Annotated in this window: 30 protein-coding genes; all 30 read right to left on the reverse strand. The window is 60.0% G+C overall.

Annotation, left to right across the window (positions count from 1 at the left end; all coding sequences use genetic code 11):
• Positions 1 to 32 precede the first annotated feature (32 nt).
• The 30 genes from HU764_RS13460 to HU764_RS13605 all read right to left on the reverse strand — a co-directional run bounded on the left by HU764_RS13460 (position 33) and on the right by HU764_RS13605 (position 22,730).
• Positions 33 to 389, reverse strand: coding sequence for a hypothetical protein (locus HU764_RS13460; protein WP_225935648.1), 357 nt, complete (start codon positions 387 to 389; stop codon positions 33 to 35).
• A 128-nt stretch (positions 390 to 517) separates the two neighbouring features.
• Complete coding sequence (locus HU764_RS13465) at positions 518 to 3,622, reverse strand: host specificity factor TipJ family phage tail protein (RefSeq protein ID WP_186702628.1); 3,105 nt, start codon at positions 3,620 to 3,622, stop codon at positions 518 to 520.
• On the reverse strand, positions 3,594 to 3,995 hold the full coding sequence (locus HU764_RS13470) for a hypothetical protein (RefSeq protein ID WP_186702629.1): 402 nt from the start codon (positions 3,993 to 3,995) through the stop codon (positions 3,594 to 3,596). Before HU764_RS13470 ends, HU764_RS13465 begins: the two co-directional genes overlap by 29 nt.
• A 57-nt stretch (positions 3,996 to 4,052) precedes the next feature.
• Positions 4,053 to 4,412: a hypothetical protein gene (locus HU764_RS13475; protein WP_186702630.1), complete on the reverse strand. Its 360-nt coding sequence runs from the start codon at positions 4,410 to 4,412 to the stop codon at positions 4,053 to 4,055.
• 62 nt (positions 4,413 to 4,474) lie between these two features.
• Positions 4,475 to 4,960 carry a DUF1833 family protein gene (locus HU764_RS13480; protein ID WP_186702631.1) on the reverse strand — a complete coding sequence of 162 codons (486 nt, stop codon included), beginning with the start codon at positions 4,958 to 4,960 and terminating at the stop codon, positions 4,475 to 4,477.
• On the reverse strand, positions 4,957 to 8,355 hold the full coding sequence (locus HU764_RS13485; protein ID WP_186702632.1) for a phage tail tape measure protein: 3,399 nt from the start codon (positions 8,353 to 8,355) through the stop codon (positions 4,957 to 4,959). Before HU764_RS13485 ends, HU764_RS13480 begins: the two co-directional genes overlap by 4 nt.
• Positions 8,356 to 8,407: 52 nt before the next feature.
• Positions 8,408 to 8,743, reverse strand: coding sequence for a hypothetical protein (locus HU764_RS13490; RefSeq protein ID WP_186702633.1), 336 nt, complete (start codon positions 8,741 to 8,743; stop codon positions 8,408 to 8,410).
• A 293-nt stretch (positions 8,744 to 9,036) separates the two neighbouring features.
• Complete coding sequence (locus tag HU764_RS13495) at positions 9,037 to 9,366, reverse strand: hypothetical protein (protein WP_186702634.1); 330 nt, start codon at positions 9,364 to 9,366, stop codon at positions 9,037 to 9,039.
• A 40-nt stretch (positions 9,367 to 9,406) separates the two neighbouring features.
• Entirely contained in the window at positions 9,407 to 9,910 is a 504-nt protein-coding gene (locus tag HU764_RS13500; RefSeq protein WP_186702635.1) for a hypothetical protein, read from the reverse strand.
• 55 nt (positions 9,911 to 9,965) lie between these two features.
• Positions 9,966 to 10,352, reverse strand: coding sequence for a DUF3168 domain-containing protein (locus HU764_RS13505; RefSeq protein WP_186702636.1), 387 nt, complete (start codon positions 10,350 to 10,352; stop codon positions 9,966 to 9,968).
• The gene (locus HU764_RS13510; protein ID WP_186702637.1) at positions 10,345 to 10,845 is read right to left on the reverse strand and encodes an HK97 gp10 family phage protein; all 501 of its coding nucleotides are present in this window, start codon (positions 10,843 to 10,845) and stop codon (positions 10,345 to 10,347) included. The genes HU764_RS13505 and HU764_RS13510 overlap by 8 nt, the downstream gene beginning before the upstream one ends.
• A 3-nt stretch (positions 10,846 to 10,848) precedes the next feature.
• On the reverse strand, positions 10,849 to 11,019 hold the full coding sequence (locus HU764_RS13515) for a hypothetical protein (RefSeq protein WP_186702638.1): 171 nt from the start codon (positions 11,017 to 11,019) through the stop codon (positions 10,849 to 10,851).
• A gap of 8 nt (positions 11,020 to 11,027) precedes the next feature.
• A complete protein-coding gene (locus tag HU764_RS13520; RefSeq protein WP_186702639.1) occupies positions 11,028 to 11,354 on the reverse strand; it encodes a phage head closure protein in 327 nt (108 codons plus the stop codon).
• A complete protein-coding gene (locus HU764_RS13525) occupies positions 11,351 to 11,692 on the reverse strand; it encodes a head-tail connector protein (protein ID WP_186702640.1) in 342 nt (113 codons plus the stop codon). The genes HU764_RS13520 and HU764_RS13525 overlap by 4 nt, the downstream gene beginning before the upstream one ends.
• Positions 11,693 to 11,696: 4 nt before the next feature.
• Entirely contained in the window at positions 11,697 to 12,233 is a 537-nt protein-coding gene (locus tag HU764_RS13530; RefSeq protein ID WP_186702641.1) for a hypothetical protein, read from the reverse strand.
• A 48-nt stretch (positions 12,234 to 12,281) separates the two neighbouring features.
• Positions 12,282 to 13,463, reverse strand: coding sequence for a phage major capsid protein (locus tag HU764_RS13535; protein ID WP_186702642.1), 1,182 nt, complete (start codon positions 13,461 to 13,463; stop codon positions 12,282 to 12,284).
• 2 nt (positions 13,464 to 13,465) lie between these two features.
• Positions 13,466 to 14,323 carry a head maturation protease, ClpP-related gene (locus tag HU764_RS13540; protein ID WP_186702643.1) on the reverse strand — a complete coding sequence of 286 codons (858 nt, stop codon included), beginning with the start codon at positions 14,321 to 14,323 and terminating at the stop codon, positions 13,466 to 13,468.
• A 16-nt stretch (positions 14,324 to 14,339) separates the two neighbouring features.
• Positions 14,340 to 15,638, reverse strand: a complete 1,299-nt coding sequence (locus HU764_RS13545) for a phage portal protein (protein WP_186702644.1) — start codon at positions 15,636 to 15,638, stop codon at positions 14,340 to 14,342.
• Between the two features lie 150 nt (positions 15,639 to 15,788).
• Positions 15,789 to 17,468 carry a terminase large subunit gene (locus tag HU764_RS13550; RefSeq protein ID WP_182363889.1) on the reverse strand — a complete coding sequence of 560 codons (1,680 nt, stop codon included), beginning with the start codon at positions 17,466 to 17,468 and terminating at the stop codon, positions 15,789 to 15,791.
• 3 nt (positions 17,469 to 17,471) lie between these two features.
• Positions 17,472 to 17,948 (reverse strand): terminase small subunit, encoded by a 477-nt coding sequence (locus HU764_RS13555; protein ID WP_186702645.1) that lies wholly within the window; start codon positions 17,946 to 17,948, stop codon positions 17,472 to 17,474.
• A 156-nt stretch (positions 17,949 to 18,104) separates the two neighbouring features.
• Positions 18,105 to 18,443 (reverse strand): HNH endonuclease, encoded by a 339-nt coding sequence (locus HU764_RS13560; protein WP_186702646.1) that lies wholly within the window; start codon positions 18,441 to 18,443, stop codon positions 18,105 to 18,107.
• On the reverse strand, positions 18,443 to 18,760 hold the full coding sequence (locus HU764_RS13565) for a YfgM family protein (protein ID WP_186702647.1): 318 nt from the start codon (positions 18,758 to 18,760) through the stop codon (positions 18,443 to 18,445). Before HU764_RS13565 ends, HU764_RS13560 begins: the two co-directional genes overlap by 1 nt.
• Entirely contained in the window at positions 18,760 to 19,131 is a 372-nt protein-coding gene (locus HU764_RS13570) for a chemotaxis protein (protein WP_186702648.1), read from the reverse strand. Before HU764_RS13570 ends, HU764_RS13565 begins: the two co-directional genes overlap by 1 nt.
• Before the next feature lie 77 nt (positions 19,132 to 19,208).
• Positions 19,209 to 19,754, reverse strand: coding sequence for a hypothetical protein (locus HU764_RS13575; RefSeq protein WP_186702649.1), 546 nt, complete (start codon positions 19,752 to 19,754; stop codon positions 19,209 to 19,211).
• A 122-nt stretch (positions 19,755 to 19,876) separates the two neighbouring features.
• A complete protein-coding gene (locus HU764_RS13580; RefSeq protein ID WP_186702650.1) occupies positions 19,877 to 20,218 on the reverse strand; it encodes an antiterminator Q family protein in 342 nt (113 codons plus the stop codon).
• Between the two features lie 11 nt (positions 20,219 to 20,229).
• On the reverse strand, positions 20,230 to 20,547 hold the full coding sequence (locus HU764_RS13585) for a hypothetical protein (protein WP_186702651.1): 318 nt from the start codon (positions 20,545 to 20,547) through the stop codon (positions 20,230 to 20,232).
• Positions 20,544 to 20,726, reverse strand: a complete 183-nt coding sequence (locus HU764_RS13590) for a hypothetical protein (RefSeq protein ID WP_186702652.1) — start codon at positions 20,724 to 20,726, stop codon at positions 20,544 to 20,546. Before HU764_RS13590 ends, HU764_RS13585 begins: the two co-directional genes overlap by 4 nt.
• On the reverse strand, positions 20,723 to 22,012 hold the full coding sequence (locus tag HU764_RS13595) for a tyrosine-type recombinase/integrase (protein WP_186702653.1): 1,290 nt from the start codon (positions 22,010 to 22,012) through the stop codon (positions 20,723 to 20,725). The genes HU764_RS13590 and HU764_RS13595 overlap by 4 nt, the downstream gene beginning before the upstream one ends.
• Positions 22,009 to 22,437 (reverse strand): VRR-NUC domain-containing protein, encoded by a 429-nt coding sequence (locus HU764_RS13600; RefSeq protein WP_186702654.1) that lies wholly within the window; start codon positions 22,435 to 22,437, stop codon positions 22,009 to 22,011. The genes HU764_RS13595 and HU764_RS13600 overlap by 4 nt, the downstream gene beginning before the upstream one ends.
• Entirely contained in the window at positions 22,434 to 22,730 is a 297-nt protein-coding gene (locus tag HU764_RS13605) for a DUF1364 domain-containing protein (protein ID WP_186702655.1), read from the reverse strand. Before HU764_RS13605 ends, HU764_RS13600 begins: the two co-directional genes overlap by 4 nt.
• Positions 22,731 to 22,758: the final 28 nt, after the last annotated feature.

The raw sequence follows: 22,758 nt of genomic DNA on the forward strand, positions 1-22,758 counted from the left end.
GCGTAAAAAAGCCCACCGAAGTGGGCAGAGAATTAGGTAACCGAGGCGCCGGGCCAAGAACGTGTGTACCAACGCTCCAGCAAGGCGCGCAGCTGGGCGGTCATCACCTTGATCGGCATGCCGGCCAGCAATGATGCGAACTCAGCCTCATCAACAATGGGTAACTCATAAATTTCGAGGGTGGCCGTGTAGCGCCAAAGGTCATCACCAACAAACTCGGGCCCCGTGTAGATGTCGGTGAACCTAGCGCGGTGGGGCTTCAGCCCCAGTGGTGTTCGAAGCGGGCAGAGAAACCAGTCCGCCCATCCGATGCCCCATTTGCACCAGCCCTCAAACAACTGCGCCTCGGCCGAAGAGAGCAGCCAGGAGACCGGCAAAATCGTGGGCACGCTGCCGAATCTTCGGCGCTGCATGGCTCGGCCGCTCGACATCGTTGTCCTGACTATCGGGCTCACGGGTTTGAATCCGTAGCCATCTCCCACTGGCAAGGGGAGACCATCCGGAACAGAAAGCATCCTCAGGCATCCTCAGGGGCAAAGTTGTCGTCATCCGCGTAGACACGCGCGTCGTAGTTGACCGCCTCCATGTCGGCCGAGTAATCCCCCGGCTCGATAGAAGTGACGATCACCGGATAGCACCACCTGTTCGATACACCGAACAGCAGATGCGGCGGTTCTATCTCCTGGGAGAGATCAGGCTCGAAGTCGATCGTTGGAATAACCACTCGATAATCGTCCAGCCTTGCAGCAGCCCAAGGCCCGCTGACCGAGCCGTCAGGCCTGCGCACAGCCAGGACGTGGGCTTTTCCGGCTTCCCAGGTGAATGGTTCGCTGCTCTCGATGACCACCGGCCCTTCCCCTTCGGAGAAAGCGACCATCACGGCGGACTGGGCGTAACCAGGTATATCGTCTGCCACGGCGTCGTAGCTGAGATACCCACTGTTCAGGGCCGATAGCTCTGTGCTCCAGCTGTAGCTCTTGGTCTGGTATACCTGCGCACGGCGCTGCCGCATACCGTAGCGCCAGGCGCGATCGCGATCAGTGACACCATCGAGCGTGATTTCCTGAACCCTTAGGAAGGAGTCGCTGCTCAGCTTGCACTTCACTGTTTCTTCAGCCCAGGTCTTACCGTCCCGATACTTGATGAGCACTCCGTCGTAATCATCAGGAGCCGGAAGCGTGAATGCGCGCTTCAAAGAGCTGGTCATGCTCAGTGGCGTGTACATCTTGCCGATTTGGGTGCGCAGCTCATCCCGAACAGGGGTAATTTGGCCGCGCTCCAGCGTGAACTTTGCATAACCAGCCTTCAGCGCATCATTCAGAGTTTCCTTGACCGTGCCTACCTCCTCGACTGCGAAGTCGAAAAAGTCCTCCCGGGCACGCCAGATGGCGTCATAGCGGGAAAACTCTTCGGTATCCACATCATCATCAGTAGCGCCCGCATCCGTCGAAACGTAGTGAACCCACGGCTCAATATCGCGGGTAGCAATGGGCTCGGACCGTGCACCATCCACCAGCACCGGAAGCTTCCGCGTGCCAATAACAGACACCTGGTTCTCGGACTGAGCTGACAGCTTGGTGCCACCGCGCGCGTACACAGCGATGGTGGTGACGCCCTGGTAGCGGGTAGGCGCCTTGTCGATGCGAGCCCTCATGCCATACCACTGCACGCGATCCTGCCTGGTGTTGGCGGTCGACTCCTCGCCGATTCGACGAACCTGGATTTCCCCTCGCATATAGGCCGGAAAGGTGATGGCTCTGGTGAAAGCGATCTGGTCACGGCGAGTGGCGGTGAACGTCCAAAACACAGACGTCCAGTCTCCAGCCGTGCTGACATCACGATACTGAGCCTCAACCCTGATGCTGACTGGGCGCTGGTTGCCGTTCTTTTCCGTGTAGCGGATCAACCCGCTTGGGAAGAAGAAGTCCAGCTCGACCCGGCGCACCTCTTCACCGTACGGGCAGACCACAAAGGGACCCGCCCAGTCGCCTTCGGTGGTAGAGCCATCGAGGACGGCGGTCACGCCATTGGTTTGCAGCGCATCGAAACCGCCCCAGGCCGCATCGATGGCACCGGTGTCGGTCATCCGGGCAACGGTAATCGCCGAAGGACCATGGCTCTCGTCTTCAGGGGTTTCTTCGTCATCTTCCACCGAGTCGTCTGAAACCTCCGTAATGCGGTACCGCATGCCCCTGAATCCGATGGAGGATAATAGCTCTCCGGTCTGGAGGCCGACCGCCGGCGCGCCACCGTCGTACTCCATGGTCATCTGCGCGTACTGGCCTTCCGTGGCAGCTTCGGTCTTCACGCCGGTCACAAACGCCGGTGCCGACCCAAGGATATCCACCACCGAGCCAGTCACGGTCAGCGCAGTCCCGGTAAATGGGGAAGCCTGCTCAGCAACCCTCAAGCGCCCGCCCACCGCACTGGCCACCAACGGCGTGCCGGCCAGGGACGCATTCACAGCTGACACCAGCCCCGCGAGATTGACGGTACTGGTGGTCAAGGACACTGGGAAGTCGCTCGCACCGCGGGAAATCGTGAAGCTTAGCGGCGTCACGTCAAAGTTAAAGCGCGACGGGGCAGCATTGCCGGTGACCATCGAGGCGCTGCCCGGTACTGCTGGCGTTCCAGGAACCGCTGGCGTGTAGCTGGCAACAACATACTCGCCGGCATTGGCGCCTGTAATCTCGATGCGCATACCCACGGAAGGCTTAAGCATCGGGATGTGTGGGCCGCTTACCACTGTGGCGCTGCCATCAACTGGGGCGGTGAAGGTGTACGGGTAAGGCACCTCGATGCGGGCGATCATTCCGCTTTCCCAACCGAACGGGAACCAGCCGGCGCCTTCCGGGACAGTCAGCACTTTGTCAGCCACCAGCACAGAAGACCCGGTGAACTGCTGGGCAACTGCAATGGTGGTAGTGAGCGTGAGCCCTGCCCCGCCGGTGCTGGTCGACCCGACCTCGGTAGAGTTGTGCCACCACAGGCGGGCCGGCTCGGCAGACAGCGATTCGCCTGGACCATAAATACGGTACCGCGCGGAGCTGCCAAGCGATGCGATGGACGTATCGCCAATCTTCACATCGGTGGGATTGATCTCGAACTCACCGACGCCAATGCACAACAGCATCTCCACCCACTGCTCCGTCTCGTTGACGAAGTAGTGCCGAGGCGGCACCAGGTAGTCGGGGAAGATTCTTGTGCGGCCGGCGACCTCCCGGATTATGTCCCCTACCTTCACCTGGTTGCCGGTGGTCTTCGCCAGGTTAAGGCTCTGCCCTTTTTGCGACTTGTTCGTCGGGGTGGCCAGCGGCTTCTGCGTGAGCATGATGACGCCGACAGCCACCACGGCGGCCACCACGGCCCACACAGCGACCTCAAGGCCTGTGCCCTTGGGCTCCGGGTAGATACGGACGGTGTCCATCGGGGAAAACTCGGCCTTTCCCCAATGGGCAGGTGCAATGAAAACCCCATTTACCTCTATGCTGATGGGCGGCGACGAGCGCGGCACATACCCTGGCACATTGCGCTGCAGCCACCCCTCGATTGTCATCACCTTGTCGGTTCTGTGGCGCTCCAGGGGAGAGCCCTCAAGCTTGCTCGGGTAGAATTCGATCACGGTGATAACTCACTTTCAGGTACTGGTCTTGAAATCGCCGAAGCGGCTTGATGGTCGCCCCGCTGGGCTTCATTTCCAGGCCATGCAGGCGGCCTTCTGCCTCAACGATCAGCGCAACGTGGATGCAGATATCGCCCCGCCAAACGCAGGCGATTGCGCCCATCTCCGGATCACAGCGCTCCATGCCGGCGGCTTCGTGGTTGACTGCCCGGGTGAACTCCGCCGGCATGGTGTTTCGAACATATCCCCAACTCGGCAGCAGCCGCAGGCCATAAACCTCATGGCGTACAGCCCTGGCCAGCCCCCAGCAATCGAAGCGAGCAGGGCCGCGTCCGCCATCTTCGTAGGCTGAGCTCAAGTATTTATCGAACATTTCTGCGCCCAATAAAAAGCCCAGCTAAAAAGCTGGGCTTGTTTGCAGTTAACCGCTTTAGGCTTTGGAAGAACATCCAGGCTGGCTCTGGTCGATGATCAGGTCACCCTCAACTCGGTAGCCGATCATGCCGAAAATGAACGAGTGATTTACCGAGGTCATAACCACATCGCTCAAGCCGACAGCGCACCGGTCTTTCTGAATCGCATCGTCCATGGCTGTCTTGATGTTTGGGAAGCCAAGCGGGAACAGAATCACGGGATAGTTATCCTCGCCAATCACACGCTTACCCTTCACGAATTTCGAAGAGTTCAGGTTGTAATTTTTAGTACTTGCGACGGTCATGTCCGCAACTCGTACTGTACAGCCAGATGCCAAAACGGCACCCATCAACGCAGCAATTACCGCTTTTTTCATGTTTGACTCCGCTTGAAAGGCCGCGACTATAGCAAAAGGCCTTCACGTAAGGCATCGGCAGATCACACGTACCTAAGGCAGGGGGCGAAACTCAAGGTGTACTTGCGCCTTGGCCAAGCCAAATTGATGTAGTCGGTGTAACCAGCCTGCAGCTGCACGCTGGCCCCTTCCATGAACCCGCTGAGCACCGTCATCCGGTACGGTTTCTCTGCGGGCGCGGATAGGTCGGACGAGAGGAATATCCGGAACACCAGGGTGATCTTCTCCCGGGCCTCCAGCGCCTGGTCGATCAGTTGCTGAGCTACGCCGGTGACGTTGTCGATCGCAAAGGTCAGCGTCTGGCTGCCGCTGTCGTCACGCTTTGGCAAGGCGGCATCGAAGGCAGACGCAGTGAACTTCACCTGTACGCCTGTTTCGAGCGTGGCCACGACATCATCGAAGCCGGCACAGAGGTAGATCGGCGCAGGCCAGGCTGGGCAGCGAAGCTCAAGGGTCGGAATGATCCACGCCTTGCCGCCAGAGGCGTACAGCGTTGCAAGCGCGGTCATCGGCCTATCCTTTTCGCTCCGTAGTACTGTTCGTGTGCCTTGGCGAGCGCCCCGCCCTGGCGGATGTTGGCCACGCACAGATCAATGATCTGGCGGCCATCTGGGCCTGTTGACATCTGAACCTGCCCTGCGCGACTGGCATCCTCATACAGGTTGACCTGTGGGGCAGGCTGAGCCGGCGCGGGGCCGCCCGAAGCCACTGAATCAGCAGTGGGCGCCGAAGAACTGCCTGGGCCGCCAACGAAGGCAGCACGGCCGTCGCTGATAGCCTCCAGCGTGCCAACGCCGATACGCGCAGTGGCCTCGGCATCAAACACATACTCACCACGGTGCACCGGACCAGCGACCTCATCCTTGCGGCCGTGGCCCGTATAGCCACCATCCATGAAGCCGACACCGGCCATGGCCGTCATGCCCACAGCAGATGCCAGAGGCGTTGCGATGGTGAGCGCGGTGGCCATTGCGCCTGGGGCCAGAGCTGGGCCAACGATTGGAATTGCCGCAGTAGAAGCAAATGCAGCCAAACCGGCCTGCAGCGCTGTCGCCTCCGCGTTCGCCGCCATCATCCCGGCCGAACTAGCCTGGGTGGTTTTGCCCACGATCATCTGCACGCCCTGATACACCAACCATTGCGCCGCCATGTCGGCCAAAGCGTTGAGCACCGACTCGGCGAATCCGCTGATCATGTTCCCAAGCGCATCGCCTGCACTCTCGGCGCCGGTGGCGACGTCGGTCATGAAGGTGCTCAGCTCGCCACGCGCACTCCCCAGCATGCTGGTGGTGGCATCTGCTGCTTGAGCTGAGTAGTTCTGCGCCTCATCGGAAAAGTTCGCCCAGGCGTCACGAACACCGTTCATCCAGTTGGATTGCTGTTCATCTACCGCTGCGTAGTAGTTGCTCTGGTTTTCTAATTGCTTGTCCAGTTCCTGCTTGAGGATTAAGGTTTCGCCAGCAACCAGTTCCGGGCTTACCTGCCCGGTATTGGCCTGCTCATTGAGCACCTTCAAGTCGGCTACATACTTTTGCCGCAGCGCCAGTTCAGCGCGCATGCGATCACGGGCCTTGTCTCCCGCGCCAATCCCCTCAAGCTCCTGTGCAAATCCATCAGCCTGGGTCTTGGTTCCTGCCTGCTGCGTGGCCTTGAAGGCGCTGAGCTTCAACGCATCTTCATTGGCCTTCTTGATTTTGTTGAGCCCATCGAGCTCAGCCGCCAGTTCGAGTAGGCGCTTCTGCTGGGCTTTCGACAGATTGCCGAGTTTGCCCTCTTGTAGCTCGAAGGACAGCTTGGCGACCTCAGTGGCATCCTTCTGCTTGTCGCCCGTGGTGTTGATCAGCTCGATCTGGCGCTTGTAGCCTTCCTCGGTCGTGTCGAAGTCTTTCAGCTGCTTTTTCGTGGCCTGGTCTGATTTGGACTCGCCATCGCGCTTTGACTTGCTCGCCCTATCGTTTACTTTCTTCTGCGCCTCGATGGCATTTGCGAAAGAGAGAGCGGCCAGGCGATCCGCTTCGGTCAGATCAGTGTGCTCGGCAAGGTACCGGTTGACCACTTTGATCATGTCGCCGTTGTCTTGCAGGCCGGCCAACTGCTTCTGCAAGGTATCGAGGTAGGTCTGACCGGCAGTGCTCATGCCCAACTTCGCGGCGTTATTCGCCTGAGTCGACGCCGTGTTGTCGTTTGTAGCTCCGGTCAGTACGCGAAGCGTGTCGGCGATCCGAGAGGAAGTTTCATCGGCATTGCCCACGGCTCGCGCCTGGGTTATCCATTGCTGCAGTGTGCCCTCAGGAATTCTCAGCCGATCTCCAACTTCCTGAAGAATTGGAGACAGGCCATCACCTGCCTTCCGCGCTTCATTCAATCGGTCAATCACCGATTGATATTCGGCCAGCTGCTTACCGTACATTCCCCCAGAGTCGCGGGCCGGGGCCGTGACCTTCGCTCTTCGGATTGATTGAGCCAAAGAGCCGTAGGCGTCTTGGACCTCTTCAGCAGCCTTAACCTGCCTCTGCTTCCAATCCACCAGAGCCGCGGCGCGCTGGTCCTGATTAAGCTTAGCGAATTCCTCCCGAAGCTGAGACACCGGCTTCTTCAGTTCATCCAAGCTGACAGCCGCTTCATCTGCATTGTCGCGAAGCAGGAGGAAACTTGCCGCTGCAGTGCCCACCAGCATGGCTAGACCCATTGGCCCGCCAAGGACCGCCATCAGCCCGCCCCTTATGGTCGTGCTCGCCAAATTCGCCTGCGCGATTGCAAGGGCGTCAGTTGACGACTTGAGCGCGGCCTGCTTGGGGATTAGCTGGGTCTGAACCAGAGAAAGCCTTTGCAAGCCAGTAGCTGCAGCAACTGAGGCTTCAGCTTGTAACACCTGTGCTTGCGCGTAGATCCGCTGTGCTTCAGCAGCTCTGACAGCGGATTCAGCGCTTTGTATTTGGGCGGCGCGCTGGGCAAGTGTTGCTTTCACTGCCAAGTAGGTTTTGGCAGCGTAGTTAGTGAGAGCGGCTACACCGGCGCCGCCAATTGCGACAGCCACCAGATCAACGTTCTCGCCGAGAGTAATGAGTACTTTAGATAGGCCGCCAACAGCACCGGTCTGCTCCTCCATCTTCCCTAAGAAGTTGCCAATCGCGTTGCTGATGTTCATCAGGGCGTCTTGGACGCTAGTGGACATATCTGCGGCAGCTTTGCGGTTCGCTTCAACCGTTTTCAGCAGGCCAGTATTGATATCATCGAGCGCGAGCTTCCCCTCAATGCCAAGATCTCTGATCTTGTCCGCGCTCTTACCGGTCGCAACAGCAATCGAATCTACAATGGTAGGCATTGCAGTCTGGATAGAAATCCAACCATCCGCGTCGACCTTTCCGGTCTGTAGTGCCTTTGAGTAGGCATCAAGAGCAGAACCGGCTTTGTCTGCAGCAGCAGCGTTGGTCACCAGCAGAAAGCTGAAGCTGTCAGTGATGTCCAAAGTCTGCTGGGTGTTGAAGCCCAGGCTGCGCATAACGTCCGCAGTCCGGATGTACAGCTCTTGTGCCTCAGCCATCGGGCGATATGTTTCTTGGGCCGTTTGAAGCAGGTGCTCCTGCACCGCTTGATACTCGCTCGAACTGCCGGCCGCCGCCTTCATTCGGTCGGACATCTGGCCGTAAGCATCAACCTGCTTGATGATTCCGCCGATTAAACCGGCACCGGCAACTGCTGCGAAAGCGCCGCGGATGAGAGTGCCTGCTTGCTGCGCGGCGGTGCCCGCCCTGTCAAAGGCTGAATCGACGTGAGCCAGGTTACGGTCAATTGCCTGCGATGACCGGGCGACCAACTGATCAGCATTGGCCAGCTCGCGGCGCAACTGGGCGGTGGTTGCCTCAATCTGGACCAGCATCCCTTGGACTTGTTGGTCAGCCATGCTTTTCTCCAGGCAATAAAAAACCCGCCGAAGCGGGTGGTAAAACGGGAAACTAACGACAGTGCGTTGACCAGGCCGTATCAAAATCTCCCGGATTCATGCGGCCATCGTTCTCGAAAACTACCATTTCCTTGCTTGCTGCGATGAATCTTCGGAAACCAACATAGCCCCCAAACGAATTCTTAGAATTCACCTCGCCACAGAGCCCACGTTGATTACGAAACTCAGCGCTGCCGGGATCCTTTAAGACTCCGCCCACAAATTCTCTAGCAACCCGCTGGTTTCTTATCTCCGCCATTGCGGCTGCACTTTCCGCCTTTTTCGCATCCGATTGCCCACATGCTGCCAGAAACAAAAAAGCAGGAAGCATCACTATCATTTTCTGCATTCGTCAATCCCTATCACCTGGACAGGGAAGACTAACAAAATGCTAATTGCCCCGTCTTCCTGTCAGGGCATGGCGCAGCTTGTCGGCCACAGCTGAGGCGCTGGGTTTCGGTTTGGCCCCTTGCCCCTTTCCTTTGCCGAAGGGGTTGGTCATCTGCGACCACTCGAGCCTGGCATCAAGTGCCATGAATAGCTCGGGTAGCGGCGTTCGCCAGGCCACGTCAGGCTGCCAACCAAGCCAGCCAGTCGCGATCGAATAGAGCCGGTCGACGTAACTCCCGTCCTCGATGACGCTTACGCCGTCCCGGCTTGTTCGTTTCCCGCGTCTTTACCGCGCGGGTTGTACAGCGCGACCAGGTAGGCATTCAGCTGCGTCGACACGTCAAGAACGCCGTGTAGCCAAACTTGCTCCGGCACTGCCTTGGCGGCTTTGTCGTCCAGGCCGGCACCGGCCACCAGGATGGCGGCGCAACCGTCGACGCTGAGCGAGGTGATCGCCTGGGAAGCACCGCGCAGGCCGCCAAAGCGGCTCTCGATCGCCCGCACAGCTTTCAAGGTTGGAGTAAGGGTGAACTCTTCATCACCCAGCTTGACGGTAACGGTACCGTGCAGCGTGTTATTCATGGATTAGGTCCTGTGAGGCCGGGGCCAAAGCCCCGGGCGCTTATGGGTTGACCGGGGCCGGCAGCAGTTCGAGGATTTCCGAGTTGATGCCAAAGGTGACATTGCGGCGTACCACGTTGTCAGCGGCGCCCGGGGCAACGGTGTTGTTCATCACCTTCGCGCGGTAATAGAACGTGGTCGGGCTGATCGCCGGCGAGGCATCGGGATCGCCGTCGTTCAGGGTGACCTTGATGTTGTAGTCACCCTTGCTGCGATCTTTGTGGGCGGTCTTCACTGCATTTTGGCCGGCGTCCCCGTTGTCCAAGCCCACAGTGAAGGTCATGTCGCCGGCGTCAGCCGTGCCCTTGTACTTGCGCACACGGCCATCCTCGAGCGACGTGAAGGTCACGCTGCTGAAGGTGTCGCCGAACTCGCCGAGGTCTTCGATTTCACCAACACGCACGTAGGTATCGGCCTCGTACTCGGTTTTGGTGGTCGCCCCGGTCTTGCTGCCAATGAAGAGGCGGCAGCCGGCGGCTGTATTGAGGTTGTCTTCTGCGGGCATGGGTGATCCTCCAAAGCCACGTTGGATAGAAGCCGCAGCGCGGCCAGTGAGTGATTCAGTGGGTGGTGATCACGCGGACGGTGATCGAGCCCTGGTAGGTGATGCCGTCGGCATCGCGCTGAGCATCGGCCTGCTCGATCCGGACGGATACCGCGCGGCCCACCTCCAGCGGGAGGCGGCGCTCGTCTAAGGCGGCGATGACCTCCCCGTTGATGCGCTTGACCTCGGCTTGGCCCACTGCATCGGACCAGACCGACAGGTACAGAAGGCGCGTCTCACGCTTGCGGCCTGAGATCGGGCTGCTATTGACCGAGACCTCCCGATCAATGGAGACATAAGGCATATCCGCGTTCAGTGGTGCGCCGTCGTAGATAGGGCAGCTGACCTCGGCCGTGAGCCTGGCAAAGATCGCTTCCTGCAAGGCCAGTGATGGATCAGCCATTGCCTACCCCTCGGCTTGCCTTTCGCAGCGTTCGACGCACCGCAGCTTCGATGTCTGCCATAACGTACTCCCGGTTGACCTGCATCGACGGCCGGAGCCACGGGTGGGCAGGCCTGGCCGGCATGGCGGGATACTTCCCGAAGAAGTGCGTGCCGTCGCTCTTGTTAGAGGGCTTTCGGTTGCGGTTGCCAGCACGCTTTCCTCCAAGGTAACCCTTGGTCCCGTACTCAATGAACCGCAGGTAGAAGAACCGCCGGTTGTCGCGCTTGCCGCGGATCCCGATCTGGGCGTCCAGGCCACTGGGCGAGACGTACAGCCGCAAGGCTGCAGCGGCGGCGCCGGTATCCTTGGGCATCAACTGCCGCTGGGTCTCCAGGATGCGGTTAGCCGCCTCCAGCATTGCGGGCTGCAGTTCGTTGTCCATCGTCCGGTGGATATTACGTAGCGTGCGGCGTAGCCGGATATCGCCGCGAATGCTTGACCGGCGGGCCATGGCTTACCCCTTGGCCTGGTCGGCCTTCGCTGGCTTGGCGGCCTTCTCGTCCACCGCCTCGGCGTAGCCGCGAGCAATCAGCCCCTCGCCGTACTCCTTGGCGACTTCGAACTCTTCGCCCTTCTCTCGTTCGCCAGATGCGCCCGTCAGCGGGCCCAGTGCTCGGATTTTCATGGTTCACCTCATGGATTCGGTACCGATGAGCAGAGCAGCCTCATCAGGGTGTTCTCGTTGTCCGGCAAAACTGCCTCGACTTGGTAAGTGACCCCACGGCGCGTCAGACGCGACCCGGCAATGATGTCTGAGCGCGGCCTACCGATAATCTCGGCCGTGACAACAGCACTCAGCTTTTCAGCAACTGCTGTTACGCGCCCAGTAGGGGTGCGGACTTCGCCCCACATTTCAGGGCGAACTGCAGGACGCCACGTCACTGTTGCTCCCCCAGACTTATTGCGCTCCTCATGTCGGTGGGTCACCTCGAACAGGTGACGTAGCGGGCCGGCCCTCATACGCCCCACCCGATACGATGCGGGGTCAGGAGTGCCTCGGAGCCCTTCGGCATCTCAGTGGCAATGGTCCCGGTCACAACATCCTCACGGTTGGCGTAAAGGTGGCCGAGGATCAGCAACGAAGCGGCCTTGATCTGCTTGTTGCAGACCATTGGAGACTCGCCGGCATCCCCGGCGGCGACAGCCTCATCCAGCGCCTGCTGGTCGGCATAGAAACGACGGTTCAGATAGTCCATCGCCTGCCCTTCGGCCGCCTCGATCAGGAGCTCCAGGTAATCGTCATCGTCGTCGGGGTCCCGCAGGTGATGACGGGCAATGGTCAAACTGATGACCGACATACCCTCACTCCTTCAGTGATTCGAGGGATGCCAGATTCCGCTGCACCAGCTCTTCAGCGTGCCGGCGCGGCACTGTATACGCCGGGCCGCCGCGACGGCGAAGCTCGCCTTCATCCATGTATGACCGCAGCGGATAGATCTGAAGAGTCGCAGGATTGAGCTTCACCTGATCCTCTGGTGCCAATGAATCAGCGCCGGTGCTGCTGTCGACCAAGGATGATGCGGCCTGGTTGGCGTCTTCGGATGCCGCAGCGTCAGCTGCGGCGATGCCAGCGCTGGCACCCTGACCGCCCGTGACGACATCCGACCCAGTGCCAGCAGCCATTTGCGCTTCTGGCAGCACCTGGTTTGAGCCTTCCGCTTGGCCTGGAGCAACTACGGGGACACCCGAATTGCCAGGGTCACCGCTAGCTGGACCGATCGCACCGCCAGGCGAAAGAGGCGAACCGGCAGCCCCAGACGGGCCGCTGCTGGTATCAACGGTCGAGACTGGATCCTTCGCATCAGTCGTGGATGCTGGTGTTTCCTGTTTACGTGCCATTGGATTACTCCATTGGGACGCCATTTCTGGCGCCGCGTTGCGGAAGGGTTAAGGCGTGACCAGCGGGCCAGTGACAAACGCTTCGTCGCGATAGATGGCAAAGGCCAGGCGCTCTTCAGCGCGAATCGTTGCCATGTTTTTCTCGAAGTCATCACCGTTCTCGGTCGAGATCAGCACTTCGATTTCCATGCGGTCGAAGATCTGGGCGCCGAGCTTGAACGCACCGACGAGGAAGTCGTTCTGTGTCATGGCCTGGGTAGAAACCACAGGGCGATTCCAGAGTTTCGCGTTGGTGCCTTCCTGAGGCTGGCCGATGATGTAGCGCCCCTCGCCGTCCTTAGTCAGCTCAATGGCCGCCCAATCGATCGGGTTGAGCACGATGCCGTCGGATGGGAACTCGGCCAGTTCGGCCTGCAGCAGCGCCAGGCGCAGGCGGTCAATGCGCTGCTCGCCCACTACAGCTACACCAGCCGGGGCGGCGTACAGTTGAGCAACGGTCATGAGGCCCTGCAGGTTCACGCCAGTGCCGTTGCCGTAAAGCAATTGAGCTTCTTCCGCCATGGTGAGGCCGTAGCGTGCACGACCGTCGATATAGCTCTGCAGTGCCTTGGCGTCGTCCAGCATCTGGCGGCTGGCTTTGAATAAATGGGCGATGGTCCGCACGTTCGCCGTGGCCAGGCCGAAGGTCAGGTCGGAGTACGGCTTGGCAGTGTTCTCCGCCACAGTGCGGGCGTTATTGACGAAGCCGGTTTCACGGACGTACTCGATGGAGTTCGATTCGGTGGTACCTGGCGCGACCAGGTCGCGGACGGTCAGTCGGCGCTGAGGCGGGGCAATGATCCCCGGCAAGCGCTGAGTCTGCACCAGGTCACCGCCGGTTGCGGTAGTGATGGCCGCGCGCGGCACGGAGACACGGCGGGAACCACGGAAGGACGAGTTCATGTCCTTCAGTTCTTCGCTCTCGATCACGAGAGCGCCTACCGATTTCTGCGGCTCTTCCTGATGGCTCCGATCCCGGCTTGCATTCACCAGTTTCTGCTCTGCCTCGCCCAGGCGCGCCTGAAGTTCGCCCTGCTTGGTCAGCAGTTCATCGACCTTGGCACGCGTTTCGGTATTCATTTCACCGGAAGCCTTGATTTGCTTCTCGGTCGCCTCGGCCTGGCTTTTGATCTGATCGCCAATGCCCTTGAGGCTGGCGTTGAGTTCCTTGACTTGGGCTTCAAAGTCCATGGTCACTTTCCTTTCAGAGAATTGAGGAGATTGGTTGCCGCGCTCAGAGAGGCGGAGAGGTCTGGCGCGACAGCGCTGGGCTTATCGGTCGAGGCAGCGTTATGCGTGCCCCCGCCGGGAGCGCGAGGCATGCCGGACTTGAAATTGGCGAACAGTTCGCGGCGCTCGGATCGAGGCATCCCCCCCTTGGCCAGAGCGACATCCATGGCCTTGAGCGCATTGTTCTGGGCCGCGTCCTCGGTTTCGCGTTCGGTAACTTCGCTGGAAGACAACACCCCAGTCGCCAGGCCAAGCTCCACGGCGCGCTTACCACGGATATAGGTTTCGTCGTCCATCAGCTCGGCCATGTCCTCCGCCGACTGCCCACTCGTCTCGGCGTAGAGGTCAGCCATCGCGGCATCGAACTCCTGCATATCGTCGGCGATATCACGGAGGTAGTTGCGATTGCCGGCGAGCCAGGTCCAGCAGTTGTGGATCATGAGGAAGGCGCTGCTGGCCACCTCTCGCTTCTTCCCCGCGAGGAAGACAATCGAAGCAGCGCTCGCCGCCATGCCGAGCACCTTAGTGGTGACCTCGTGGCTGTGTTCTTGAAGGCGGTTGTAAATGGCAATGCCTTCGAACATGTCACCGCCTGGCGAGTTGATGTAGACGGTGACATCACGCTCGCCGATCGCCCGCAAGGCGGCGTCGATTCGTTTCAGCGTGACGCCCTCGCCATACCAGTCTTCGCCGATCACGCCGTACACGGTGATGGTGTCTGAGGTGTTCTCGACGGCCGCCTGGATCGCGGGATTCCATTTGTCGAGCGCGCGCGGGCTCATCTCGCTGCGCAGGCCGCGAGACTGGATCTTGTGCTTCATGGATTACTCCCGTGATTTACTTTTCGGGCTGTTGGAGCCAGTTCATCAGAGCGGCCCTTGCGGCCTGCCCATCGTCTTGCTTACCCAGCTGGTCCAGCGGCACCAGATTCGATTGCACGGTCAGCACGTCGCCACCTGGCATGCTTGGAAGGTTCTCTTTCCGCCGCCCTTCGTTTCGGGTCAGGTAGCCGTTCTGGCCCATCGTGCTGAGATAGGCTGCCCGACCGGCGCTGTCCGCACGCAGGAACGCTTCAAGTGAGTACTCGGCGTAGAATTTGATCCGGTCAACCGCCGTCATGCACCACTTGTTCACGCACTGCTCGATCGGCGCTGTGAAGGACATGATGCAGTACGTAAGAAACGCGATCTGCTGTTGCTCCAGGCCGGTCCCCCAGTTGCTGCCCTTGTCGGTCTTCATCACCATCCAGGGCGGAACGCCGAACCATCGGCAAATTTCCTCGATGCTATGCCCTCTCGACTCCAGCAACTGCGCATCGGCAGGGTTGATCCCGATCATCTCCGGCTTCACGCCCTGCTCAAGTACTGGGCTCTTGCCGGCATTCAATGCCCCGGAGATTGTCTTAACGTACTCACGAAACTGGACGCGCTGAGCCGGGTTAAGCGTCTTGTCGACCGAAAAAGCGACTGTGGGCATCATGCCGTTGCGGAATGTGCTATTGGCGGCATCATCTGCAGACATCGCAGAACCGAACACATCCGCGCCGTACCGAATAGCAGAAAGGCCAACTCGGCCATCCAGGGTGAAGGCTGGGATGTGAAGCATGTCCTGCCGCTGGATCTCTCGGCGCGCTCCCTTTCGGGGCCTGAAGAAATACCTGAGTCGTCCATCGTCGTCGAACTCAAGGTCGACTCTCGACGGCATCAGGAAGTCCAGGGCAATGACGCGCCCAGCGGAGCGATGGATCTCGCAGTAGGCGTTGCCCCACAGCAGCATCGAGGCGACGACTGCCTGCCAGAAATGAAAGGCAGCCATGTCTTCGTTGGGGCTGTTGTGCACAACGTCGTACAGCGGGAAATCACGGGCACTCTCTCGGCTACCATCGGGCATCCGCCGGTAGATGCTCAGCGGCAAGCCGGCTACCGAGGTCGAGATGATACGGACGCATGCCCACACGGTGGACAAGCGCATGGCCTTGTCGACGCTGACTGACTTACCACTACTGGACTGGGCGCCATTAAAGGCACTCCAGAAACCGCCATCCGACAGCTTGATGGTCTTGCCCAGCCATTCGCTCATACTGGCTGAGGGCTTGGTGGCAGCAGCGCCTAAAGCCTGGGATAGGGTTTTAATCACTGACAAGCCCTCTGCGGATGAAGCCAGCGATGCAGAAGAAGCTCAGCGATCCGGCCAGCAAAGCCCAGCCGGTACCAGCCAGCATCCAGACCCCGCTGCATGCCAAGCAGAAAGCGACCACTGCGCAGGCGATGAAAATATGAAATGCGTTCATGCGATCAGTGGGTCCCGAATGCCAGCCATAAAGTTGTCCATTCCCCCGCGCCCCTCAGGATTGAGGCTGATCAGAGAAACGGCGTTGAATGTAGCCATCAGCGGGTCGATCTTTGCCGTGCCCGAGGCCTGCTTGGTGATCAGGAAGGCGTTCGCCGAGGGCACCCCTTTGGCGTTGCCGCATGACCAAGCCATCAGCGGCTGGCCGCAGTGCAACAAGGTGCCCTCGGCGAGCTTCCGCTCAGTGGTCTTGATTGCACCGGTAAGCTTCCAGCCCTGGGAAATACCGACGATCTTGTCTTCTTCAACGTCTGCGTCGGCCAGGGCATCAAGAACTGCGCCGATCCCTGCCGGGTCGAGCCCCACCTTATCCAGCAATCCAGTTGCATTGACGCGGGCAACAATGGCTGCGAACTGCTCCACGTCATCACCGATACGCTCGACAATCGTCAGGTCACCGGCTTTTTCCAGGTCCCGGAGGCGCGGTGCCTCAGATTTGCGCCGTTCTAGGACGGAGGGGTGGGCCCAGGCGTGAGCCCAGTGGAACCATCTTCGGGTACCAGACTCCCGCCCAATCACTGCAAGACCGAGCAAGTCATCCAAACCGCCACCGTCGCCGCCAACATCGATTACCTCGCATCGCGTGAGGATTTCATCAAGGCTGAGCCAGCTTGTACTTTGGGGCTCCCAGAACTCCGCGCCGACCCAGGCGTCGGACATCAGTGCGAGGCCGATTTCGATGTTGAGGTGCTTGGCCAGGAAGCCGCGTAGCTCAGCCTCGCCGTCCAGTTCAGCCTGCATAAACAGGCGCTCAAGCGTAGGTCGGTCAACCGAGTAGTCGATGTTGGGATTGACCAGGTGGAAGTTCTCAGGCTTCCTCGCCTCGCCGCTCTTGATCATCTCTTGAGAGAACTCATAGATGATCGGCAGGAAACGGTTGTCGTCGATCCGGCCATCACGCACGCCGCGAGCGTAGTTGAGCTTGGAGCGGAACACACCAGCCGGTGGCTCGTTTGACTGGGTCGTCAGCCAGATGATGAAGCCTTCAGGTCGCGACAGCAGACCACCAGTAGCCTCCCGGATCATGTCAGCGGCTTTGGGGTTCTTGCCGAATAGCCAAGCCTCATCGATGAGGACGCCGACCGCCTTCTTGCCGCCAACCACGTCGCTATCCGCAGCCACCACCTTCAAGGTGGCGCCGGTCTCACGATGAGTGATCAGCCGCAGGTGCGGCTGGACATGCAGCAGCGCTTTCAGCTCGTCGTCATTGTTGACCATGTCCTTGGCCGGGATGAACGAGTTGTCGGCAATCTCCTTAGTCGGCGCCAGAATGATGAACTCAGCTGAAAGGCGCCAGTTGCGGATCAGTGCTGTCAGCATGATCCCTGCTGCAATCGTGGATTTACTGTTTTTTTTCGGGATGCAGAGCATCACCTCCCGAATCAGACGTTCGCCGGTCTCGCTGTTGTAGCTGCCGAAGATGGCCCCGGCAAACGCCAAGACCCAGGGTGCGCAAGCGGCTTCAATGGTGGGGCTGCCCGGGGCATCGACGATCTTCAGCCCCTTGAACACATCGAGGCCGGCTTCAGCTTCGTCTGGAAACAGCGGCTCAGGGATGATTGATTCGCCCGCAGCCAGGCACCTCCACCAATCCGGGCAGGCCGTTGTCCATTGCATAGGTCAATTCTTCACTACGGAGAGGGGTGGCTTGCCTTGGGAGTACTTGCCTTTACCGACCTGTTTGGCGGCCTCGGCCTTCTGCTCTTTCTTGCCCTGGTCAGCGACCTTGCCGTGCACATAAGGCATCAGCGTCTTGGCCGCTTCCAGTCGCATACGCATGTCGGCGCCCTCGGCGTTCATCAGCTCAGTAAGGAAGGCTCGCGGGTCGTCGGTCTCTGTGAGAGATACCTCGCCGGGCTGCTCAAATTCCGGCTGTTCAGCTTTAACTTTTCGCGCAGGTTTAACTTCGGTGCTGGTTGCCTGCTTTTGCTTCAGGCGTCGCCCGACCTCTGCGAGCACGTCGGGGTCCTTGGCTAGCTTGGAGCCCGCTTGCGACGCGGTCTTCTCCGAATATCCGGCAGCAATCGCCGCCTCACGATTTGTGGCCCCCGACAGCAAAGCGTCAACAAACCGCCGCTTCTTGTCGGTTAAAGCCATGGTTAACTTTTCCTGAAACGGGAAAAAATGTGTACGTGGGGTCGGAGGCGGTCTAGTTAGATGAGAATCCCTAGCTTTTGCCCCCCTACCCCTTAGAGGCACGTCAGTGACGTGCCTCGGTACCACTCGGATGGATTCCGACGATCCCCGGATGACTCAGCCGCCCAGGCCAGCTACCTCCTCGGCCTGCTTGACCGAGTCGTGGCAAGGCTTGCAGAGGCTCTGCCAGTTGGCCTGATCCCAGAAGAGAGTCATGTCCCCACGGTGAGCAATGATGTGGTCGACCACCTTTGCAGCGGCAGTGCGGCCGTTCCGCTCGCAGAAGACGCAGAGCGGATTGTCGTTGAGGTACTGCTCGCGGGCCTTCTGCCACTTGTAGTCGTAACCACGCTGGGAGCTGCTCATTCCGCTCCGCCAGCTGCCTGGCGTGACCGTCTTGACCCGTGATCCTGCGCTTTCCTTGATGCGTGAGCCCAGGGTCTTGAGTCTGGCCATCACTGCGTCACTCTATTAAGCGCCTCATCGGCCTTGTCGGCTGCCTGAGTCGCGGTGGTTGCTGCCTTCGCTGCCTTGGTCGCGGCATTCTCGGCCTTGCTGGTCAGCTCATCCAGGCGCTTATCACGCTCAGTCATGGCGGCGTCGTAGGCTTGGCGAATCTCGTCGACCTGACGTGCCTGGGTGCTCGTCATGGCCCAATAAGCCGACTGCCAACCCAGTACCGCGCCACCCGCGATAAGCAGTATGGCGATGACCCATACCTCAGCCCGTCGCCACCAGCGCCGGGCTATGAATTCTAATGCGCATTTGTCCATCACTTGGCACCTCCAAGCTGAGCGCGAAGCCGCGAGATCTCCTCGCTTTGCGTGGTGACCTTGTCGGTCAGCTGCTCAACCTGCCTGGTCAAGGCGAGGATGTTGCCCTCCAGGCGGCCGACCGATATCGCCAGATCATTGCGCTCTTTGGCGAACTGATCAGCGCGGGCTTCTGCCAGCTTGCGGGCTTCGCGCTCGGAGTCGAGCAATTCATTCAAGCGGCGGACGGTGCCGATATCGGCGTTATCCATTGCGCGGTCTGCGGCATCTTTCGAGAGGAACTTCCTCAGCCACAGGAAGCCGCCGAGCAATACAGTGCCCGTTCCGCCCAGCCAGGTGGCTGTGCCTGGGCCGAGGTCGGTCGGGTCCATCGATGTCTCCAAAAACGAAAAGCCCCAGCGGATGCTGAGGCTTGAGTGTGTCTATGTTTTAGGTGTGGGCTGCAGCTTTAAACCAAGAGTGCCTGTTCATCGCCTTCCAAAGCCCTCAAGGTCTCTCCAATCATTTCATTGACTATCGCGAACCGATTACCAGCGGCGAACACAGTGCTTTCCGACTCTTTGAACGAGCTGGCAAACGGCACTCGAGAGCAGAGTTCCGATAGATCATCGACTGCAGCTCTTAGCTGACTATCGTGAACCCTGACCTTTATCAGCGATACCTCGCGGAACGCGGCTCGGGTTTGCTCGTTTAAGTCCTCTGGCAGCATACCCTTGCCCCAAATCCCGGTCTTGTGAAAAACGTCTGCATCCGAAATGTGACCTAACGAGGAGCATCGAACCAGAATGGAAATAGCCACCTGAAGATCACCCAGCGTCTTTCGTTGAGATTCAATACGCTGCATTAGAATTGCTTCTTTGCGCTTTTCGAAGCGCACTGCTTTCTCAACTGCCGCCTTCCTGCCTTCTATCAGGACATCGAAAACCGCTTTGAGCATCATCCCTACGACCAGGGTGACTACGGGAAACCAAACAGTTGGGCTTAGTTCATCCATGTTGTTCGTCCTTAGCACTGGGAAGCCTACCCCAGACAGCAAAAAGCCCGCTCCTCAGAACGGGCTTTGCACGCGGAAAAACCGCAAAGTAACGTGAAATGTACAGATGCTCCCCGGGGCTGTCAAGCTGCTTCGCGCCGGGTATCCAGCGCACCATCGACCCAGGCCACACCGGCTTTCCAAAGCTGCCGCGTCTTCTCTTCGCCGAAGCCCAGCTTCTTACCGACATCCCTAAGCGAGGCGTCGCGGGAGGTGTAGTACTTAATGATGACCTGGCCGCATTCTGGATAGCGGCTTCGAAGTCGCCCGACAAGGCGATCAATGAATAGCGCGTCGTCGTCGGTGATTATCGGGTCGAGTATGGTGTTCTCCCGCGATGCGCAGCACGACACTCCCGATCCAAGCACCACCCAGCGCCCCCAGTGTTCCAGCAGATCCTCAGCCGTTCTTTCTACATTGCTCATGCACTTCCCCCTCAATCGCCGGTGTAGTTGGTGCCGCCGGCGCCGCGCCGGTTGCTTCCCTGATATGTCGCCTCAGGCCCGGATGCCTGAGGGCTCTTCATCTGCTCGATCTGCCGGAGCGCTGCCCGAAGCCTCATGCTGAGCTGGGTCACCAGCTCATCCAGCGGCAGGGCTTCGCCAGTGGCCGCCTCCACCCAGCCAGAGCCGTTGCAGTGGCCGCAGGGCATCTCGTAGAACAGGCTCTTTGTGACCGCTCTCCCACGGCACAGAGGGCATACATCCAAATCAACTATGGCCTTCTTGAAAGCCGGGCCGTGGCTTTTCCTCATTCTGCTCGACGCCCCTTCTTGGCCTTCAACCAAGGCCGTGGAGGCTGCCGTTTCGAACCGGCGATCTCCGAGGTGATGTCAAAGAACTCGTCGATGATCACCATCCCAGGGACGCCGACACCACGAATGCCGCCATCGAGGAACAGCAGAGGGGCGCGGGACTTGCCCGGATTTCTCATTTCGAATCCTCGCTTATGGTGGATACCGGAAATCCGTCGAAACCCGCACGTTCTGCGGCCCGCGAGAGAATCCATGAATCCATTGATCTATCACCGGTCAAGCCGTGAACCGACTCGAAACCTTTCTGATCAAGGTGTGCGTGCCACTTCTCCAGCGCCTCACGCTTGCGGGCCATCACGTCGGACTGGATGTACACCTTCACGTTGTGGCCCATGGCATGGTTGATCAGCAGCTCGCCCACCAGGTGGTCAACACCCAGGTCAGCCCAGCCGGTACGGGCCAGCTTGCGTAGGTCGTGGCTGGTCCATTCGCCTTGCCCCAGGACCGTGAACACAGCAGAGGCCTTCGCTTCACTCATAGGCTTGCCCTGTCGGCCCGGGAACAGGAACTGGCCGTGATAGCCCTGCTTGCGCTGGATCTCGCGGTAAGCCATCAGCAGGAAGCGCACCTGGTCGGTCAGTGGCAGTCGGTGCTGCACGCCGGTCTTGGTGTGCTCGGCAGGAATGAACCACTCCCGCTCGGCCAGGCTGATGTGGTTCCAGCGGGCCAGTCGGGTTTCACCCAGCCGGGTACCGTGGCACAGCATCATCAGGGCCAGTACGCCATGCTGCGGGAGGTTCGCCAGGGTGCTCTTCATGCGCGATATCAGGTCTTCCAGGTGCACACCGCGCAGCCGCGACGGCTTGACCGTGACCTTGGCCTTCGAGAAGTCGCCAAAGCGAATGCCGGCCATGGGATTGGAGCTGAGCAGGCCGAGTTTGGCGGCCTGCCGGAAGGCCAACGCGAGCAACTGAAATACCAGGCGCACGTAGTCGATCGAAAGCGACTCTTGCAGCGGCCACATCAGCTCGCGGTCTAGCAGCGCTTTGTCGATCTGGGCCAGTGGCGTTTCGCCCAGGCGCGGCGTCAGGTGCTGCTTGATAGCCGACGCCGCCGTGCTCTTACGCTTGGCCGAAAGGCTGCGGTCACGGGACATGCGCTCAGCGAACCAGGCCAGCAGCTCACCGGTTAGCACCCAGCTCGACAGGCTCGACCCCTCACCCGCTTCTACGCGCAAGCGGATGTCCGGCAGTGCGGCTGCCACCTTGGCAGCGCTCAGCTCAGGATAGGAGCCGATCAGGTTCCACACGCCCTTGTGGATCAGGTACCACGACCCGCGTTCGCGGGACCGGTGAAACCGGAAGTACAGGCCTTTGTTTCCCAAGGCGCGCAGGTCACGCACCTGGCCGGCGGCCTGCCGGCGAATCTCTGCATCGCTGATTTTCACAGCGGCGGTATTGGTCATGCTGCAACCTCCGTTCTTGGCAACAGCAGGTAGGCCCGCAGCTGCTCCATAGCGTCGAAGTGCCCTTGGCACACGATGGCGAGATAACCCTGCCCGTTCAGGCGGCGAATGCAGGCCTGCTGGCTGGGAGAAACGGGCGCCGGGTCAACGGTCGCCTTGAATTCGATGTACAGGCCGAAATAGCCACCGCGCGCCATGGGCAGGACCAGGTCGGGAATGCCCGCCTTCACGCCTTGAGCCTTCAGCTTCACGGCGACCGCCTTCACTCGGTGGCCACCGTTCGGGACGTGGTAAATCAGCTCGAAAACTTCGGGATAGCACAATTCAATCTCCTGCATGAGCGCAGCCTGCTCCTGCCCTTCCCGGTCGACGGGTTTTGCGCGCGGCTTTCTGGGTTTGCTGTGGCGGCTGGAGGGCGGCTTCATGCGACCAGCACTCCCTCGCCGATCAGCTGTGCCTGGGTGCGCATCACGCCCTCGGCGTGGTACTGGCGGGCGGTGTCACGATCAACGGCCCGGCTACGCCCGTCACAGGCGTCATGGCAGGCACTGCAACACCAGGCGCCTTGCAGGTCGTGCGGCTTCTTCCCGACGCCGCAGGTCCCAGCCAATCGGTAGTGCGCGAGGACGGTGGTCTCGGGGTTGCCGTTGCACACGCCTGGGATGCGCACCTGGCACTCCCGGCCGCGCGCGGCCTTTGTCAATTTGGTTTGCCGCATGGGGTCTAGCCTCCTTGCAGGTGGGGTG

The organism is Pseudomonas kermanshahensis, from assembly GCF_014269205.2.
Taxonomy (GTDB): Bacteria; Pseudomonadota; Gammaproteobacteria; order Pseudomonadales; family Pseudomonadaceae; genus Aquipseudomonas; species Aquipseudomonas kermanshahensis.